The sequence below is a fragment of the Vibrio sp. 10N.222.52.C12 genome (genome assembly GCF_041474215.1).
GTDB classification, from domain to species: Bacteria; Pseudomonadota; Gammaproteobacteria; order Enterobacterales; family Vibrionaceae; genus Vibrio; species Vibrio crassostreae_C.
In genome coordinates this window covers 1-14,779 of sequence record NZ_JBFRTR010000086.1, presented here as the reverse complement: position 1 = coordinate 14,779, position 14,779 = coordinate 1, and the positions used below count along the sequence as shown (strand labels likewise).

General features: G+C 44.8%; 11 protein-coding genes. 7 read left to right on the top strand and 4 right to left on the bottom strand.

Annotated elements, in window-relative coordinates; all coding sequences use genetic code 11:
* Both AB4623_RS15880 and AB4623_RS15875 read left to right on the top strand, forming a co-directional pair.
* Positions 1 to 1,614 (top strand): sodium:solute symporter family transporter (locus tag AB4623_RS15880; protein ID WP_372146846.1); only part of this gene is annotated, 1,614 nt, incomplete at its 5' end.
* 85 nt (positions 1,615 to 1,699) lie between these two features.
* Positions 1,700 to 3,316, top strand: coding sequence for a polysaccharide lyase 6 family protein (locus tag AB4623_RS15875; protein ID WP_372146844.1), 1,617 nt, complete (start codon positions 1,700 to 1,702; stop codon positions 3,314 to 3,316).
* A 166-nt stretch (positions 3,317 to 3,482) separates the two neighbouring features.
* Here AB4623_RS15875 and AB4623_RS15870 read toward each other — a convergent pair whose 3' ends face one another.
* On the bottom strand, positions 3,483 to 3,995 hold the full coding sequence (locus AB4623_RS15870; RefSeq protein WP_017063632.1) for a peptide-methionine (S)-S-oxide reductase: 513 nt from the start codon (positions 3,993 to 3,995) through the stop codon (positions 3,483 to 3,485).
* A gap of 239 nt (positions 3,996 to 4,234) precedes the next feature.
* Here AB4623_RS15870 and AB4623_RS15865 point away from each other — a divergent pair, with 239 nt between their 5' ends.
* From AB4623_RS15865 to tnaA, 3 genes are all read left to right on the top strand, one after another.
* Positions 4,235 to 5,350: a YcjF family protein gene (locus tag AB4623_RS15865; protein ID WP_372146842.1), complete on the top strand. Its 1,116-nt coding sequence runs from the start codon at positions 4,235 to 4,237 to the stop codon at positions 5,348 to 5,350.
* Positions 5,337 to 7,037, top strand: coding sequence for a GTPase family protein (locus AB4623_RS15860; RefSeq protein WP_372146840.1), 1,701 nt, complete (start codon positions 5,337 to 5,339; stop codon positions 7,035 to 7,037). Before AB4623_RS15865 ends, AB4623_RS15860 begins: the two co-directional genes overlap by 14 nt.
* Before the next feature lie 775 nt (positions 7,038 to 7,812).
* Positions 7,813 to 9,285: a tryptophanase gene (gene tnaA, locus AB4623_RS15855; RefSeq protein WP_372146838.1), complete on the top strand. Its 1,473-nt coding sequence runs from the start codon at positions 7,813 to 7,815 to the stop codon at positions 9,283 to 9,285.
* A 174-nt stretch (positions 9,286 to 9,459) separates the two neighbouring features.
* On the opposite strand, the gene AB4623_RS15850 is transcribed toward tnaA, so the two are convergent.
* A complete protein-coding gene (locus tag AB4623_RS15850) occupies positions 9,460 to 10,344 on the bottom strand; it encodes a LysR family transcriptional regulator (RefSeq protein ID WP_017090766.1) in 885 nt (294 codons plus the stop codon).
* A 256-nt stretch (positions 10,345 to 10,600) separates the two neighbouring features.
* Between AB4623_RS15850 and AB4623_RS15845 the strand changes: the two genes are divergently transcribed.
* Together AB4623_RS15845 and AB4623_RS15840 are read left to right on the top strand one after the other, a co-directional pair.
* On the top strand, positions 10,601 to 10,840 hold the full coding sequence (locus AB4623_RS15845; RefSeq protein ID WP_017081013.1) for a hypothetical protein: 240 nt from the start codon (positions 10,601 to 10,603) through the stop codon (positions 10,838 to 10,840).
* Between the two features lie 213 nt (positions 10,841 to 11,053).
* A complete protein-coding gene (locus AB4623_RS15840) occupies positions 11,054 to 11,371 on the top strand; it encodes a Dabb family protein (RefSeq protein ID WP_009846539.1) in 318 nt (105 codons plus the stop codon).
* Between the two features lie 92 nt (positions 11,372 to 11,463).
* Here the strand turns inward: AB4623_RS15840 and AB4623_RS15835 are convergent, their stop codons facing one another.
* Both AB4623_RS15835 and AB4623_RS15830 read right to left on the bottom strand, forming a co-directional pair.
* A complete protein-coding gene (locus AB4623_RS15835) occupies positions 11,464 to 12,675 on the bottom strand; it encodes a DUF3103 domain-containing protein (RefSeq protein WP_372146837.1) in 1,212 nt (403 codons plus the stop codon).
* A 324-nt stretch (positions 12,676 to 12,999) separates the two neighbouring features.
* Positions 13,000 to 14,779, bottom strand: a 1,780-nt coding sequence (locus tag AB4623_RS15830) for a M4 family metallopeptidase (protein WP_372146835.1), incomplete at its 5' end; no start/stop codon positions are given.

Below are 14,779 nucleotides of genomic sequence, written 5' to 3'. Positions count from 1 at the left end.
AGTGCTTGGACATTTACTGGTGCAGCAGGTAAAGCCTTTACCGATGGCTTTGCCGTAGCGATTATCTTCATCGCGAACGCATTCGGTTACCTAATGAACTACCTTTACTTCGCTCCGAAGTTCCGTCAACTGCGTGTTGTGACGGTAATTGAAGCGATTCGTATGCGTTTTGGTAAGGTGAATGAGCAAGTATTTACTTGGTCTGGTATGCCAAACAGCGTTATCTCTGCAGGTATTTGGTTGAATGGTCTAGCAATCATCGCATCGGGTATCTTCGGCTTTGATATGACAACGACGATTGTCCTAACGGGTCTGGTTGTACTGGTGATGTCAGTGACGGGCGGCTCTTGGGCGGTAATCGCATCTGACTTTATGCAGATGGTTATCATCATGGCAGTAACGGTGACATGTGCAGTCGTTGCTATTTACCACGGTGGCGGTGTTACGCAGATCATTAGCGACTTCCCAACGGATTCGTTCATCACGGGTGACAACCTTAACTACATGAGCATCTTCAGCATCTGGGCTGTGTTCATCTTCTTAAAGCAGTTCAGCATTACCAACAACATGCTTAACTCTTACCGTTACCTTGCTGCAAAAGATTCAAACAACGCACGTAAAGCTGCACTGCTTGCTTGTGTACTAATGACGCTTGGTCCAATCATCTGGTTCATGCCTTCTTGGTTCATGGCTGGTCAAGGTGTTGATTTAGCAGCTGCTTACCCAGAAGCTGGCAGCAAAGCCGCTGACTTCGCTTACCTTTACTTCGTTCAAGAATACATGCCTGCAGGTATGGTTGGCCTTCTGATTGCCGCTATGTTCGCAGCAACAATGTCTTCAATGGACTCAGGTCTAAACCGTAACTCAGGTATCTTCGTTAAGAACTTCTACGAGCCGATTCTTCGTCCTAAAGCGACAGAGAAAGAGCTAATGGTTGTTTCTAAACTAACGTCTACCTTCTTCGGTATCGCGATCATCTTGGTTGCTCTGTTCATCAACTCTCTTAAAGGTCTGAGCCTTTTCGACACCATGATGTACGTGGGCGCATTGATCGGCTTCCCAATGACAATTCCAGCATTCTGTGGCTTCTTCATCCGTAAAACACCGGATTGGGCAGGTTGGGGCACGCTAGTTGTAGGTGGTGTGGTTTCTTACTTCGTTGGTTTCGTTATCACTGCGGACATGATTCAAAACTGGTTCGGTCTAAATGAACTAACTGGCCGTGAGTGGGCTGACCTGAAAGTGGCTATCGGCCTTATCGGTCACATCATATTTACTGCTGGCTTCTTTGTTCTTTCAACACTGTTCTACAAGCCTCTTGCTGAGCACCGTGAGAAAGACGTAGACAAGTTCTTCAACAACCTAGCGACGCCACTAGTTGCTGAAAGTAATGAACAGAAGAAACTGGATAACAAGCAACGTCGTATGTTGGGTTCACTTATCGCGGTAGCGGGTGTGGGCGTAATGACTATGTTCGTACTGCCAAACCCAATGTGGGGACGCATGGTATTCGTTCTGTGTGGCTTGATTGTGTTCTCTGTTGGTCTGTTACTTGTTAAAGCAGTCGATGACAAAGTCGAGCAACAAGACGAAGTGACTCCAGCCGAAGGCTAATTTAATACGCATCCTAAATAACATCACGGCCACCTGAACGGGTGGTCGTCATTTTTATAATCCAAACTTTAATGTGAGATGTACGATGAACAAAAAACTATTATCGGTAAGCATTATTAGCGCGTTCACACTCGCTTTTGCAACAGGCTGTACAACACAAGAAAAAACAGCACCCGTAGTCAGTGTCGCTGAACAAGCTACGCCTGCTGTTAGCGAAATTGACCGTAGTTACCTATTGAGCAGTGACCGCTTAACAGAGGTAGATGGCGACACTTTAGCCGTTGCTTCGGAAGAGCAAGTGGCTGCGCTTAAAGCACAATTTGAAAACCTAAAAGATGGCGACGAAGTGGTTATCCCTGCCGGTAAATACGCGAACTTAGGTCAAGTGACGATCACGGCGAATGACATCACTATCAAGGCAGAGCAAGCAGGTTCTGCGTGGATCACGGGGTTGATTCAGTTTGAACTGAAAGGCGATGACATCACGCTTGATGGCTTGGTATTTACTGAAGGCGGCCCTAAAGAACGCTTTGGTGCAGTTCGTATGATGGGTAATGGCAATACGCTTCAAAACTCAACATTCTACTACTTCAACCACGATTACACGTACGAGCCAGACGAGCGTCGTTCTGAGTATCCAAAGTACCTTTGGGTATCTCTATGGGGTAAAGACGGCAAAGTCATCAACAACCGTTTCGAAGGTAAGCAAAAACGCGGCACTTTGATTGGTGTACAAAAAGATGACACAGCTGACAACCACCTGATCGCAAATAACATCTTCATGGATCAAAAGCCTAACCAGTTCAACGAATTCGACATCAAAGAAGCGATTCGTTACAACGGCAACAGCTGGGAAGCGATCCGTATTGGTGATTCTAAATCTTCACAGTGGGATTCAAGTTCTAAGTTCGTGAACAACCTAATGATCGATATGGATGGTGAGCGTGAGCTTATCTCGATTAAGTCGGGCGACAACACGATCTCAGGCAACACGATCTTCCAAAGTGCAGCTCTTATTTCACTGCGCCACGGTAAAGGCAACACAGTTGAGAACAACATGATTCTTGGCAATGGAAAGCGCCTAACGGGCGGCATTCGTATCTACGATGAAGATCATGTGATTCGCAATAACTACATTGCCAACACTCGTGGTCGTGATGGTGTGATTGAAGGCAACGCTGACCTACGTGGCGGCATTGTTATTAACACGGGCATCATCGACGTAGCGAATGGTGAGCAGCTAGATCAATCGGTGAAAGGCAAAGAGCTTAATAAGCAGTGGACACCGAAAAACATCACGATCGAGAATAACTCTCTAGTTGATACTGAGTGGGGCATTGTTTACGGCAACCAAAGTCACCGTGTAAGCCTGTTCAACAACGCAGAAGTGGAAGGCATTTATGCGGGTGTTGATGTGGCGTTTAAACACAATGTGGTTGATAACTCGCAGTCACCTGAATTTGTAAGTGTCCGTGCAACGCAAGACTTCCCATTAGTTGGCGCAACCTACACAGACGAAACTTACGTAGGTCAAGTAACGGATTCTGAACTGATCGAAGGCTACTCGGTTGAGCTACCAAAAGTCGTTGTAGAAAATGGCATTAACGCTTACCAAGGTGAAGGCGCAGACGTGTCTAAACTTGCGGTTGTGACAGCTGAAACAGCGGGTCCAGACTACGTGCTTGAGAATACGACTAAGTAATTTATTAGTTAATGGCTAATGGCTAATGGCTAAAGGTTAATGGCTTGAGCTACCAAATCAATTCACGATAGCTGTCCTGACCATAACACTTAAAAAGCCTCAACAGATAATGTCTGTTGAGGCTTTATCGATCTTAGGTCGTGATCATCTCAATCTTACGTCGAGACTACTGTGATTTATACTTATGCAGTAGATCCCAAGGGATATGACATAAGTGGTGATCTTCAGGGAAGTGACTTAAGTGATGCTGGTGGATGTCGTCGCTGGCAACATAATTGGTCAACGGCAACACCTCAACAGCGATACGGTCGGCATCATCTCTTGAAGAAATATAGTGCTTAGCTTCGGTTAAGTGTTCTGCATTAGTGCTGTATACACCTGTGCGGTATTTCTCTCCGACATCGACACCTTGTTTATTCAAGCTGTAAGGGTCGATAATCTCAAACAAGTGTTCCATCAAAATCGTGACTGACGTGATGTTTGGATCAAATTCAATTTGTACGCACTCCGCGTAGCCATTGTAATCGCTTTGTGTGCCGTCGCTTTGTGTCGTTTTGTTCTCTGTTGGCTGGGCGCTTCCATTAGCACGGCCTGCTTCTGTGCTGATAACACCAGGAACGTACTTAATAAATTCTTGTACACCCCACAAGCAGCCGCCAGCTAAATAAATTTGTTCCATACTTCTCTTTGAGCTCTCTGTGTTTGTTGATGTTCGTTAGGTACCCGAATCAATACGATGATACCCGTACGTATAAAAAAGCGTCTATAAAAATGAGCGCGCAAATAAAAACAAGCGTTTAGGCATTGTAAACCTGTGCGACTGAACAAACATAAGTTTAATATGATTTGTGATTATATAAGTCAGTATTGCTTTGTCATCAACTCGAATCTCAACATCAAGTGAGCGTTACTCTAAACATGTTTGATCAAATAAAAGACTTCATTAATCCGAGCAAGAACCCAGACTTGACTCAGGCTCATGAATATCAGCGCAAGCATCTTCCTACATTGTGGCTGTTGGGCAAAACGGGGGCGGGCAAGTCATCGTTTATTCAAGCGGTCACGGGCGACTCTTCTGTAGAAGTGGGCAATGGTTTTGCGCCTTGTACCATGACGGCGATGTCGTATGAGTTTCCGCAAGACAAACCCGTGATGAGGTTTCTTGATACCAGAGGACTCAGCGAAGCGAATTACGATGCGAAAGAGGATTTGGAAGAGATTGGTCAGGCAGGTAATGCGTTAGTCGTTGTAATGAAAGCCGACGAACCTGAACAATCCGCTGTGCTTACGGCTCTAAAACAGATTAAGAAACAGAAGAAGATTAAACACTTGTTGCTGGTTCATACGGCGGTGTTGTCTTCCAGTGAACCAGATCGAGCAAGGCAAATTCAGTTCAACACCAACCAAGTAGAGAAGGCTTGGGGTAAAGAGTTTGAATCGGTAGCGGTCGATTTCGAAACGGATGACAACGCTATGTCTAACAGCGAAGCGGTTTACAACTATGACATCTTGTTAGAAAAGCTGAGCAGTATTCTTCCGGTGATAGGAATGATGGTGCAAGACAAAGAACATTCCACGCAAGAAGAAGCCAACTTTGATCAAGTAGAAAACGAAGTGCTTTGGTATGCAGGAAGTGCCGCAGCGAGTGACCTGATTCCGGGTGTTGGTTTGGTGTCGGTACCTGCGATTCAAGCCAAAATGCTTCACAGCTTGGCCAATCAATATGGGGTCGAATGGAATAAGAGAGTCTTTAGTGAGTTGATAGGCACTCTGGGAAGCAGCTTTGCGTTGCAATACGGAATGAAGCTGGGCACTCGACAGTTGATAAAGCTGATTCCAGTTTATGGTCAAACGGTAGGGGCGGTGGCTGCAGCGGCAATGAGTTTCGGCACCTCTTATGGTTTAGGTCGCGCGGCTTGTTTTTACTTCTATCATAAGAACAAAGGCGAAGAAGTGTCTGAAGAAGAGATGCAGAAGATCTACAAAGAATCCCTGAAAAAAGGAAAGGCGGCGTCGGGTTATGAAGAAAATTAGAAACCTATTTCGATTACTGGCGGTGTTATCGAGCGGCCGTTGGGGCATTGCCCTGATTTCGGCTATCTTCCCAAGCATTATCATGATGGGTTTTGGTGTCTTCTTGGCGATCAAATACGGTTACCTACTCGAAATGTCGATTGCCATTGCCGTGAGTACTTTGGTGTTCACCATTCCCTTGTTCATTTCTAGTCGTTCTTCACGCGATTCTTCAAGCCGCTCTTCACGCCGCTCTTCAAGTACGGAGCCCTTCTCAAATAAAGAGAGCGACGGCCTTGGCGAGGGAAGTTCTGAATCTGATTCACAACATAACAAAGCTGATATCAACGATGCATTGGTTAAGGCGTCGACTGATTGGTCTCAAAAAGAACTGTCGATCTGGAATGATTCAAAACACCATGTACGCCAACAATTAATGGTCGACATAGAGTGGGGCAACCTAGACCAAACCGGTTTAGAAGTACTTGAGTTTGTGGCGAAAAAGTTTGATAAGAAATCGCTCGATTTCTCGATTCCTGAAGGGCTAAAGCTGTTCGAAGAGGTAAGCCGACGCTACAAACTGGTAGTGCGAGAGCATATACCGGGCATTGAGTATCTCAAGGTTTCTTACATTAAGGCGGGCTACGAAGCCTATGATAAATATGGCGAGCTAGGGCAGAAGATCGTTAAGGCCGCTATTTGGGGGAATCACCTCAAAAACCTCTATTTAAACCCGCTAAAAGTTGTTTCTGATTTAGGTAGAGAGCAAGCGACATCTTCAATGACAAGAGGTGTGGTTGATGACATGCAATACGCCGCCAAACAAGCCTTATTAGATGAAGTCGCGGCGGTCGCGATTGACCTCTATAGCGGACGTTTCAGCATTGAAGATGAAGCATTGAAAGCGTCCGATGTATCTGAACTCGACGAACAACGCTTTGCTCCAGAGTTAGAGCCTGTGCGAATCGTGCTGGTGGGGCAAACCAGTTCTGGTAAATCTTCGCTTATCAATGCGCTTAAGCAAGAGTTGGTAGCTGAAGTGGATGTACTGCCATCAACCGACACTTCAACTGTATACAACGCGTTTGTCGACGACAATGATGTTCGCGTGGTTGATCTTCAAGGGCTTGATGGCAATCCTAAAACCGAAGCCTTAATGCTGAAAGAGATGATCCAAGCCGATGTGGTGTTATGGGTGCTTAAAGCCAATCAATCTGCGCGTGATTTGGATAAGCAATTGAAAGATAGATTTGATGCTTTCTATGACGATCCTAAGAACATCTCACGCAAGAAGCCGATTGTGGTGTCGGTTGTGAATCAGGTAGACCGATTAAAGCCTGTAGACGATTGGCAACCACCGTATGACTTAGAGAATCCAACATCGACCAAAGCAAAGATCATTGCTCAAGCGCTCGAATACAATCATATATTGCTGCAAACCGATATCGTGTTACCGCTGGCGATTGCGCCAGAAAAGGTACAGTTTGGTTTAGATACTTTAAGGCAGACGTTGATCGAGCGTATCGCTGACGCAAATAACGTTCAGAGAAATCGCCAACGTTTAGAAGCCATGAAAAGAGGGACGTCGGTTAAAGGCCAACTGAATAAAGCGGTCAAGGCGGGTAAGAAGGTTGCCCCCAGTGCATTGAAAGCAGCGACGCCAATACTGGCTGAAATGGCCATCAAGCAAGTCGTGAAGAAAAAGTAAGTTATTCATTGCGAATACAGTTCTGGTGAGGTTTGAGCCTCATCAGAGCTTATCTTTTTTAGATCGGCGAGTTTTAGAGTTTGGCTTTTTAAGCTCAGTAGCTCTCTAGAAGACAGCTTTTTAGAAAACAGCCATCTTCGCCCCTTATTAGAGATGTATTGAGTTTAAAAGAGATCCGATATTATTAAGTAACTCGCTGAACTAGTTTAATAGTATATAAACGGCTGTGATTCACAGTTTATATAACATGCTATCGTATTTAATTATCATTCTAAATGTTGATCACATTTATACTTTTCTAAGCTGTATTTATAAAACAATTGCACTATATTTAAATTTCGGATCATCTTGATTTCAACGTAGGGATATATTGTGAACATGTATCTGAAATGGCAATCAACAACTTGGCTAACCTTGTTAGCTTGGTATACCTTAGATCACCAACTCTCGTTCCACCTTTCTTCAGAGTAGTACCCTCTAGGCGTCACGCGCCAGCAAAGCAGCGAGCTTTGTTTACCTATCAGCAGCTTTGATAACCTTTGAACGTATGAATGTCGCACTTATTATTCCGTGTAGGGTATTCGTTTTTTGTCGTTCTCGCTAATTATCTTAGCCTCTGTTTAGGTTTGATTAATAAGTCATTATTTAATTTGTTTATTTTCACTGTTAATTTTCTGTGTATCTTTATACGGAACTATTAATTTAATAGTGAGGACTCGTGACATCTAAAGAAAATACATTTCGACCTGATCGGAATGTATTGAAAGGTATTATTATGGAAAACTTCAAACATCTACCAGAACCGTTTCGTATTCGTGTTGTAGAGCCAGTAAAAAGAACAACGCGCGCCTATCGTGAACAAGCCATTGTCGAAGCGGGGATGAACCCATTCTTACTGGATAGTGATGATGTGTTTATCGACTTACTGACAGACAGCGGAACAGGATCTATTACTCAGCGTATGCAAGCCGCGATGTTAATGGGGGATGAAGCGTACAGTGGTAGTCGCAGTTACTACGCATTGTCGAACGCGGTTAAGGATATCTTCGGTTACGAGTTGACGATTCCAACACACCAAGGGCGCGGCGCAGAGCAGATCTACATACCTGTTCTTATCAAGAAGCGTGAAATGGAGAAAGGACTCGATCGCAGCAAAATGGTCGCCCTGTCTAACTACTTCTTCGATACAACACAAGGTCACACCCAAGTGAATTGCTGTGTGGCAAAGAACGTTTATACCAAAGAAGCGTTCGATACCTCTGTGAATGCGGACTTCAAAGGCAACTTCGATGTGGTGAAGCTGGAAGAAGCGATTTTAGAAGCGGGCGCAGCCAATATTCCTTATATTGTGAGCACCATTACTTGTAACTCTGCTGGTGGACAGCCAGTGTCTATCGCCAACCTAAAAGCCGTGTATCAAGTGGCTCAGAAGTACGACATCCCTGTGATCATGGACTCGGCACGCTACGCTGAAAATGCCTATTTCATTCAACAACGAGAAGCGGGTTATCAAGATTGGACAATCGAACAGATCACGCGTGAGTCTTACAAATACGCGGATGGTTTAGCTATGTCTGCCAAGAAAGATGCCATGGTACAAATGGGCGGCTTGTTGTGCTTTAAAGACGACGCTTTCATGGATGTGTACACAGAGTGTCGAACCTTGTGTGTGGTGCAAGAGGGCTTCCCAACCTATGGTGGCTTAGAAGGTGGCGCGATGGAGCGTCTTGCGGTTGGCCTTTATGACGGCATGCGCCAAGATTGGTTAGAGTACCGTATTGGCCAGGTTCAATACCTTGTTGATGGCTTAGAAGCGATGGGCATCGTGTGCCAGCAAGCAGGCGGTCATGCTGCGTTTGTCGATGCGGGTAAATTGCTGCCTCATATCCCGGCTGGTCAGTTTCCCGCACATGCTTTGGCGTGCGAACTCTATAAAGTCGCGGGTATCAGAGCGGTTGAGATTGGGTCTTTGCTGCAAGGACGCGACCCAGCAACAGGTGAACAACACCCATGTCCTGCTGAGTTGTTGCGCCTTACCATTCCTCGCGCGACCTACACACAAACACACATGGACTTCATCATCGAAGCATTCGAAAAAGTGAAAGAAAATGCAGGACAAGTGAAAGGGCTCGATTTTACCTACGAGCCGCCGGTGTTAAGACACTTCACTGCGCGCTTGAAAGAGGTAGAGACCAGCGAGAAACAAACAGAAAAAAAGAACGAACAAACGCTCGAAGAAGCATTTTAAAATAAAAACATAAGCGAATAGTCACTAGAACCCTAATCAAAGGCTCCCTCGGGAGCCTTTTCTTTTTTGAATGGTAGGGGAGTTATGTCGTTAAGCAGCTAAGCGGTTAAGCCTTTAAGCCTTTACGCTTTTAAGCTCTTAACCCGTTAATCATTTAGGCCTTTAGATGTTGAACTACGCTTGTTTGTTTTTTAGGGTGGATTTCAACATTTGGAATAGCCACTGATTCAAAGGCGCGTCTTTCTGTGAACGACGGCAGCTCATCACATAACCCACATCGATCGTCAGTTTTTCGGGTAAATCAATACTACGACAGCCTTCTGGTACGCTGCCATTGAGGGTGATACCAAAATAGTCGGATTTGAACACAACATCGTGAATCATCGCAGGGTGGTCGACTTCCACTCTTGGGTTTACGTGAAATCCGATATTTCTAAGGCGATCAAGGATCGGGTATTTATTGTCATTCCATCCCGGGGTTTTAAATAGAATGATTGGGTAGTTGGCGAGCGACTCAAAGTCTTTCGCTGGATGATCCTCTCTCACGAAGAACACCACTTTTCCTTTACCGAATTCCATTTGAGAAATTGACTGTGGCAAGGTTTCATCAAAGTAATGAACCGCTATGGATTCTTCGCCGTCGATGAGCCTGTTCCTCACATTGCTTCCCCATCGAACGAATGAGTAGTGAGCATGCGGGGCTTCTTTACTCAGAGCAAAGTAGAGCTTCGAGCCAAAGCGCTCCCAGAACAGTGTATTCGCGTAGATTTTGATATCACCTTGGTAAGTTTCTGGCGAAAATACTTGGTGTTTAATGGCTTCAACGCTGCTCAAGATCTGCTCAAAATTTTCGATGTTGGTTTCAACAAAAGTCGTGGGTTCAAACCCGTGTTTGGTTTGAATGAACAGTGGATCGTCGAGCTGCAACTTTAACTTCGAGAGGTTCTTGCTGATCGCCCCAGAGGTTTTTCCTAGCGACTCCGCAACCAGTCCAACATTGCGAAGTTCATACATACGCTTGATGACGAGGATATTTTGAATGTCTAGATTGATGTCCACAGGCTCTCCAAATGAATCCTTTTATAGGCAGTAATTTCGGTGCGGTAGGCGTACAGAAATTATGTGACTCTAATATCATAGTGGTAGTACAAAACAGATAAGACAGAACAGCGTCAGAACTTCGCTAATCCCTTGATTTTCCATTTGGTAAATCTTGCTTTTCCTCGAATGGCTTTCACTCAAGCGCTAAAGTTACCTCAACAAAGAAACACAGATACCAAACGAACAAATAATTAAAAATAATATGAGGTGATGTATGAAAAAGTTAATCGCACTAGGCTTAATGGCTCTTTCAATGAATACTGCTTTTGCTGCCGACGGTACGTATACAGGGACTATCGACATGACAAGAAGCGAAGGTAATCAAGTAAAGGCTGAGCGTGTTGAATCTGACTTAACACTGGAAGGAAGAAATGAAGCGTCTAACGGCGGAATCCAATTCCAAAAGAACGTAGATCAAGACCAAACGATCCAGCTTACAGGTCGTCGTGATTAACGTTAAAGATGTGCTTACCATTGTCATGAGAAATGCTGCGCCCTCGGGTGCAGCATTTTTCGTTATTGGGTTGTTGAATATTTTATAAACTCTAGCGATCTAGCCTTGGCATGTTGTGTAACGTGTGGCATTTTGTTGTTCTCTAATTTAGATCGCTATTAGGTGTTGGTTAAGTATTACAAACCAGTAAGCGAACACTCGAAAGGACTAGGAATGACTCAAAAAGAAACGGGAATGATTCGTCATATTCTACTGATTAAGTTTAAAGAAAACGCTGAGGCTTCAGAGGTTCAAAAACTAAAGATGCTGTTTGAAGCGATGCCAAACAAGGTTGAAGGGGTCACTTCAGTAGAATGGGGATTAAATGACAGCCCTGAAAACAAGAATCAAGGTTATACCCACTCGGTGTTAATGACGTTCGCTGATGAAGAAGGCCGCCAGAATTACCTTCCGCACCCTGAGCATGATGCGCTGAAAGATGTGTTTCGTCCGCTTTTAGAAGACATCATTGTGTTTGATTACTCCCTGTAATTAGGTTCTGAGTAGGTTTCTTGTGTTTGACTTACCTTCGATAATGAAGAGTTAGGGCCTAGCGTTTAAGCCCTAACTGAATAAGAAACGACTTACTCTGTTGGTGAAATCGTGACTGGTGCAAACGATGCGACAGCATTTCCGCCTGCGCCCGGACGGTCTACATAAGGTGTGTTCTGCATTAAGGTGTAGTACACATCCACGAAGTCATCATCATTCACTAATACACCATCAGGAATCACATCGATAATCTTGCTTGTGATCTGAGGGATGATCGCATAACCTTGAACTTCTGGATCAGGAATCATCTTCAGTATCTCTTCTGCTGCTTGAACCAAGAATTTTGCTAGCGCTTTGTAGTCTGTGCCATCATCGTGTTCCATTAAGATCATGTCTGCAGCGCCCCAACGGTAGCGAGGCCAGAAGATGACGGTCTGGTTCGGGTAGTACGTCTGTTTGTCGTAGTCCAGATAAGGCATCTCAACGAGGTCGATCTGGGGCTCTAAACGACTTGAATCGACACCCGTCACGATAGCGTAGATTTCCGCTTTACCAGAGATCCAAGGTTCTTGATCAACAGCCAAGCGGATTTTGGTTAATTGTGTGGTATTCAACGGCTCAGGTTCCGACAAGGCCATCGAGCGACGTGCCCTGTTCATCAAAGACGGTTTTTGAGGTTTACTCTCGTCGGCATTGGTATCGCTAACGGTATTGATTTGCGTTGTAGTACCCAGCTTTTGCATCTCTGCCTGCATTGCCATTAAGCCTGCTTTGAGCTCTTCAGCACCGTTACTATCAACCACAAACACTGGGACGTCTGGCATTTGGTACACATCTAATTCATGAACCTGTCCGTACACGTCATACGCTTCAATGTATTGCCAATTCGAATCGTCGCCTGATGGTTCAAACGCGAATAATGGGCTTTCGCCGTTCTTCCAGGCTTCAATCATCGCTTCATCAGCCATGCGAACCTCTAACACAGAGTCGCTGAAGTCGTTGATCCCTTTCATCTTGCGATAACCAAGATCCGCTTTCTGCATCCGGCTTGAAAATGCAGAGTAGGGCTGAGTAGAGCTCAATTTATCTACAGGCGCGGATAAGTTCTTTTCTGAGATCTGAGCCTTCAATGAAAGCTCAAGATCGGAATAACGCTCGCTGATTTGTAACGCCAAAGATTGCTTTTGCGCAGCGCTACTTTCTGCAATACCTAATGAATCCGTTGTCTCAATATTTTGCGCATAAGACTGGAAGCCAACCACTGTCGTTGCAAGCACCATACTGATAGGAAAAGATGGTCTCATAAATAATCCTTATTTTAGTTTTTATCATTAATAGAGCATTTGCCCTATAAGGATTAACCTATCAGTAACGTGAATGTGTTCAAAAGTTAGTCAGTTATTTTTGTTTCGTTGTGCAGCACAGGATCTCAATTTAAACTGTTTTTATAAAACAATGCCTAAGTAACCTTGATATTTATAAATTAATAAACGTATCAGTAAATAACTTACAATATTATTAGCTACTACGGTGTGTCATAAAAAAACCTACTCAAAGTGAGTAGGTTTTTATTTCGCGGTTAACCGCTAGTTCTCGATTTACAACTTGTTTGAGAGGCTCGCTCTAACTCAATCTAAACGTAACGTTAGGCTAGAGTAGTTCGAGTATCCGCGCAGTAACACATGATAGGTCACACCCGGCTGAGCGCTCACGCTGCACTGCTCATTGTTTCCAGCACGGTAAGGGCGACAGTCGTAACTTGATGTTGTTGGCTTGCTTCCCGATTTCACATAAAGATCGGCATCACCTGAACCTCCAGACATTGAAACCGTCACGCTGGATGCAGAATCAACGGTGAACGTGTAGAAGCTCTCTGAAGATTGATTCCCGCTTAGGTTCGCAATCGGTGTGCCTTTCGTTAATACATTGCCAGTTGGAGGCGTTACACCACAACTTGCATTAACGCCTACGGTGTTAAAGGCATCTTCAACATCGGCAACCACATAGCCCATGTCGGCTGCGGCTTTCGCTACGCCACAAGCACCGGCATCAAAGGTACTGTTTGCCGTCCAATACAGTTGGTTGGCGACCGTGAATATTTCAAAGCCCTTACGTACATTCCAACCCGATTTGTTCGCTAAAAGGTAAAAGGCGCGGTTGTAAACACCGCTAGATAAGTGAACGTTCAAACCATCGTAGTATTGAGAGGCATGATCAATCGAGCGGCCATCTTTTGAAGGTTGATCAAAGTAACGCAAACCACCTTCTGATTTGAAGATATCGCTACCGACCACCCAATCCACATTACCGCGCAGATAGTATTCAGCCGCTTCGCCCGCAATATCGGAGAAGGCTTCATTGATACCGCCCGACATATTTCGGTACACAAGACCGGAGTTTTGTTCTGTGAACCCGTGGCTGACTTCGTGAGCACTCACGTTGATATCGACTAATGGATAAAAGGTATTTTTGCCATCTCCAAAAGTCATTGATGTACCATTCCAGAAGGCATTTTCATAATCTGTGCTGTAATGAACTCGCATCGTCAGCTGGAAAGTTAAAGGCGATGTGTTCATCCACTCTTTGTACATATCAAACACGACATTACCAAAGTAGTGCGCATCGTTAAGAGGCGAGTAAGCCCCGTTGATGTATTTATGATCGGTGTAGTTGGTTCCGTCGGCACAGTTGTAACTGTAGGCTGCGCTGCCAGACGTTCCGTTCCTCAAATCGACTGTCTTAACGGATTCATTTTCTAACTTACACGTCGTGCCTGTTTTGTCGATGGGAAAGCTAGGGAAGTCACTGCCATATTCATATCGAGTGGTTTTGAGGTTGCCACCTGGGCCAGTACCTAATGCTTTAGCGTGGTTTAGTCCATTCCATTTTTGGAGCACATCGCCAGTTGTGGCATCAATAAAGTAGAAAGGGCGCTCTGGCATTGAGGACGCGATAAAGAAATCGACCAGATACACCACTTGGGCGACTTGGTTCTCATCCAATCTCACCATCAGTTTCGCGTTTTTGTTTTCAATCGACTTTTTGCCGACAGTAAACGTGCGGTGAGAGGATATCGCAGCTTCAATCGCTTGTTCTCGATTCAGTTTTGGCGCGATGCTGGATAGGTCACCACTGATCCCCTGTGCCATGGAGCCGAACACCTGAGTGGGTTGGTTCTTGGAAAGGGTGGCGACAACGGAGGTATCAAAGACGGGTAAACCTAGGTGAGTTTGTTGATAGCGGACTTTCGTTTTTCCATTGGGCAATACCACCCGTTTAACTTCAGAAAAACCTAATTCAAGTGGAGCAACACTCTTCGACTGAGCGACGAGGCTTTGTTGTAGTAATGCATCATTATCGACTCTGACCATTTCTGCAGCGTGTGCATTAAAGCCAAAAGATGTACCT